Here is a 3,969-nt window from a genome sequence, read left to right on the forward strand (position 1 = left end):
GTAAAACAATATTTAAAAGAATTCCTTAACGATCCAGAGGTAATGGACATTGGGGCCATTAAAAGATACTTTATCGTTAACTGGCTAATAATTCCATTCAGAGCAAAAGAATCTGCAAAGCTTTATAAAGAAATATGGACGAAGGAAGGTTCACCACTTCTAATTCATAGTAATAATGTAAAAGACAAATTACAAGATGTACTCGGTGATAATTATATCGTTAGTCTCGGAATGTGCTACTGTAACCCAAATCTAAGAGATTCCATTTCAGATTTTGTTGATCAAGATGTTGAGAAAATAATTGTGGTACCTATGTATCCTCAATATGCTTTCTCTAGCACGGGAGCTTCCATTACCAACGTTAAAAACGCAATAAAGAAACAGCTCGTAAAAGCGGAAGTAACATACATCGATCAATTCTATGATCGGCCAGACTTTCAAGAGGCCCTTCTAGAAAAGGCAAAACAATACGACATCTCCATATACGATCACTTTGTATTTAGCTTTCATGGCATTCCTGAAAGACAAGTGAAAAATTTAGATAAAGCTGGAACCTGTCAATTCAATAAGGAATGCTGCAGTTCTATAAACAAGAACAATCACCATTGCTATCGAGCCACATGCCACCAAACAGCCCGTACATTGGCAGAACAACTAGAGATTCCAGAAAACAAATACTCTATAACGTTTCAATCTCGACTGGGAAAAGATCCATGGATAAAACCATATACCGACTTTGAATTTGAAGCGCTCGGTAAAAAAGGAGTTGAGAATGTATTAGCCTTTTCCCCTGCCTTTGTAGCCGATTGTTTGGAAACTGTTTATGAGATAGGTACCGAAATAGATGAGCTGTTTAAAGAAAATGGTGGTGGTGATGTGAAACTTGTAGAAAGTCTGAACGACGACGATAAATGGATTAACGTGTTGAAGAACATGGTTACCGAAAACTCCTAGTCTACAACGCCAGTATCCCAATACTAATAATACCACAGCTTCCACTTTTCGAATATAGAAAGAACACATTTGCTCTTACATATATTCTTTCATCGTTTTATATCCCTGCCAAAGCGAATTAGCTCCTAGAATTACAAGGGTTATTAACACAAATACTTCATCGATCTCCATGCGCTTATATACGGAGTAAGAATACTTTAGTTATCCTCTGCCTATTCTTAAGAAAATTAATCTCCCCTATTTATTGTCTTTAATAACAAGCCAAATATAAATCCAAACAAATAGTGCCTTTTCCGCGAAACCATCCAATCACTTTTCGATAGCACATAACCGGCCGTTAGATTGCACGTCCTCATTCTCCTTAATAATAGTTATGGAACAACGATTATCTTTCTTTAAGTTCTTGGTATGCTCGCCTATCGTAGATATTAAAACAACTGGTATTCCATTTCCATCCAAGCAATATGGCACCACAGAACCAAAAGGAAACCCACCAAGCTTTACAGATAAAGTGGAAAGGATTCCAAAGTCTTTCTTATTAATTAATCTTCTCGCATGTATTACTGCTTTCGCGCTCATAATCTTATCTCCTACTATTTATTGAACAACCAATTCTTCAACTCCTTCTAAAATCACTTCAATATTTTCTGGTGTTACATATCTTTCAAACTGCCCATGAAACAATTCCGACGTTTCAATAATTTCCTGGTCATCTGGTTTAATGGTGGCAGATTGAATAAAGGCCTTCATATTGGGATTGCTATTCTCCATCTGGCTCATTAGAATAATTACCTCTACCCCTGTAAATCCAAGCATGTTAACATCGCTAATAATAATATCTGGATGCGGTATCGCATTCGATTCTAACAGATCATGCAGTTTAATTGCCGAATCAAAAGATTTTATTTCAATGTTCTTATTTGATCTTCGCAATACTCGTCCTGTCATAAACAATCCGGTATCGTCGTCGAGTATATATACTAATGTTGATTCCATATAAACTAAGCTGTTAAAGCATGTGTAATATCTTCTACTGTCATGTATTTTCCGTAATGCGCAATTATAACGTCCGAATTATTTACATACTCCAAATATCCAGCGATTTTTTCAAGTACCAATTCACTTAGCGAGGTAACCGAATACTCTCCTTTTACCACTTCGTTCATGCCATTCACACTATCTTAGAAGCCAAGTTATTTCTCTAGTCTGCAAACCCAAACTCTGAATACTGCTTGCCATCACACTCATCTCTTTCGCTAAATCTCCAATTTCATCTCTTGTCTTTACCTCTATGTTCACATCAATATCAACGAGCGAAATCTTCTTTGCAGCCGCATTCAATACTTTAATGTTATCGCCAATAGAAGAAGACAATTTGAAACCAAATACAACAAATACAATGGGCGCAATAACTAAAACAATAATAAACAGCGTTCTGTCCGACGCCGAACTTGCATTATGGTAACGTGTAATAGACAGTGCTTTTTCTTTTCTTTTAAAACTCATCAAATTTCACTCTTAGTTCGTCCAGAATATTTCCCCCAACTCCCTTATTCAATAAGTCTTTAGTGATTTCATCACTGGATGTTCCGCCAAAAGCTTTTATTGCAGCGGAAATTTCTGGTCGGGCTGCTTTATCCTTCCATTTATCTAATATATTTTAAATATCCCTAAGTTCCTCTACTTGCGATATATTATCGCTTACTAGTATTCGTTGTTAATCAATAAGTCGCGAAAATTCTTTTTCTTCATTAATGTAAGGCTCCAGAAACAAGTCGTTACCAGTAATTAGAAACCCCCGTTGTCCAGTTTTCATATCTACCACTAACTTCATTAGGGTTTGGGTATTTTCAATTACCGGGGCATCGTGTTCAATTACAAAACCAAATTGGTTATCCATCAAAACGGCATTCCAAAGTGCAACCCCTCCCATTATAAGTACGAGAACGGTACCAACCATAAAGGAGCCAATAATCTTTTCCTTTAGGCTCAGTTTATCCATCAACCTATCGAACTCGGCACTTTTAAGCTCCCAAAATCGTTTTTCAGTTTTTGGTTGTATCTCCTTATCTACCTGTTCTGTGCTCACGTTATAGAATATATTTCACCAATTATTCTTTTGCTCTATTCGAATCAAAAACTTTTTTAGCTCAACTTTTCTGAACGACACCTTTATATGTATAGTTTCGTTTACCTCCATCAAATGCCATTTCACTTAGAGCATTTACGTATTTATTGGTAATGGATAAGATGTGATGTTCTTGGGAGGATATTGAGGATTAACGGGTAGCACAACCATACCATTTAAGTCATGCTGCTCACCGACGATGAATGTCGGGACATACCCGAGGTACGAAAGAAGCAGTATTCTAACATATACCACCTACGTCATGCTACACCCGTAATGCAATGTAGGGAAGCAGTATCCCATCTCGCAGCTGGAAGTCTTCATTGATGTATTCAACACACAAATGGGATCCAGCTTCTGCGACATCTTAGATGTCTGGTGCCTGAATGACGGTACATTGCGTTAAACCTTAATGTACAGCGTTCCCAGGCTTGATCCGGGATCTATTTCTAATTCATTGTGACTCTTTCATAAAGACAGATCCCGGAGCCTTCTTGTGTAGGTAATTATTCCACTTTAAGAAGTATTAAATTAAGTTCTAGACTTTCAGAAAGCGCAGATTGACACCCAGAAACGTAATCCGTATTTTATTATAACACAAAAAATACATGTTTTTACGGATGGCATAATACCTATTTTTCTATAGTTCAGTTTACATTTAAGAACACCACCTACTAGGTACCCAGCCTATTACCCGTGTCTACCCAGGTTATTAACAATTCAAAATTAATAACTTTCAAATATCTACGAAACCTACCTGCCCAGAAATCACCAACTTTGTGAAACTTTTAGAAAGATATGGGACGAGTAAATAGAATGCTTAACAAAGCAATATCAAATGCACCGGGTAATAAATCTTTAGTAGTTAAAGACGAAAAGTTTTTAAA

6 protein-coding genes are annotated in these 3,969 nt (G+C 36.7%); 1 reads left to right on the plus strand and 5 read right to left on the minus strand.

Annotated elements, in window-relative coordinates:
- Positions 1–954: ferrochelatase (hemH, locus tag HRT72_13020; GenBank protein NQY68628.1), on the plus strand; the 954-nt coding region annotated here is incomplete at its 5' end.
- Between the two features lie 309 nt (positions 955–1,263).
- Here the strand turns inward: hemH and HRT72_13025 are convergent.
- The 5 genes from HRT72_13025 to HRT72_13045 form a co-directional block, all read right to left on the minus strand.
- The gene (locus tag HRT72_13025) at positions 1,264–1,533 is read right to left on the minus strand and encodes a pyridoxamine 5'-phosphate oxidase family protein (protein NQY68629.1); all 270 of its coding nucleotides are present in this window, start codon (positions 1,531–1,533) and stop codon (positions 1,264–1,266) included.
- 18 nt (positions 1,534–1,551) lie between these two features.
- On the minus strand, positions 1,552–1,950 hold the full coding sequence (locus HRT72_13030; GenBank protein ID NQY68630.1) for a hypothetical protein: 399 nt from the start codon (positions 1,948–1,950) through the stop codon (positions 1,552–1,554).
- Positions 1,951–1,955: 5 nt separating this feature from the next.
- Entirely contained in the window at positions 1,956–2,120 is a 165-nt protein-coding gene (locus HRT72_13035; protein ID NQY68631.1) for a hypothetical protein, read from the minus strand.
- Positions 2,121–2,130: 10 nt separating this feature from the next.
- A complete protein-coding gene (locus HRT72_13040) occupies positions 2,131–2,460 on the minus strand; it encodes a HAMP domain-containing protein (GenBank protein ID NQY68632.1) in 330 nt (109 codons plus the stop codon).
- A 211-nt stretch (positions 2,461–2,671) separates the two neighbouring features.
- Positions 2,672–3,043 carry a CHASE3 domain-containing protein gene (locus HRT72_13045; protein NQY68633.1) on the minus strand — a complete coding sequence of 124 codons (372 nt, stop codon included), beginning with the start codon at positions 3,041–3,043 and terminating at the stop codon, positions 2,672–2,674.
- Positions 3,044–3,969 lie beyond the last annotated feature (926 nt).

Source organism: Flavobacteriales bacterium (assembly GCA_013214975.1).
Taxonomy (GTDB): Bacteria; Bacteroidota; Bacteroidia; order DT-38; family DT-38; genus DT-38.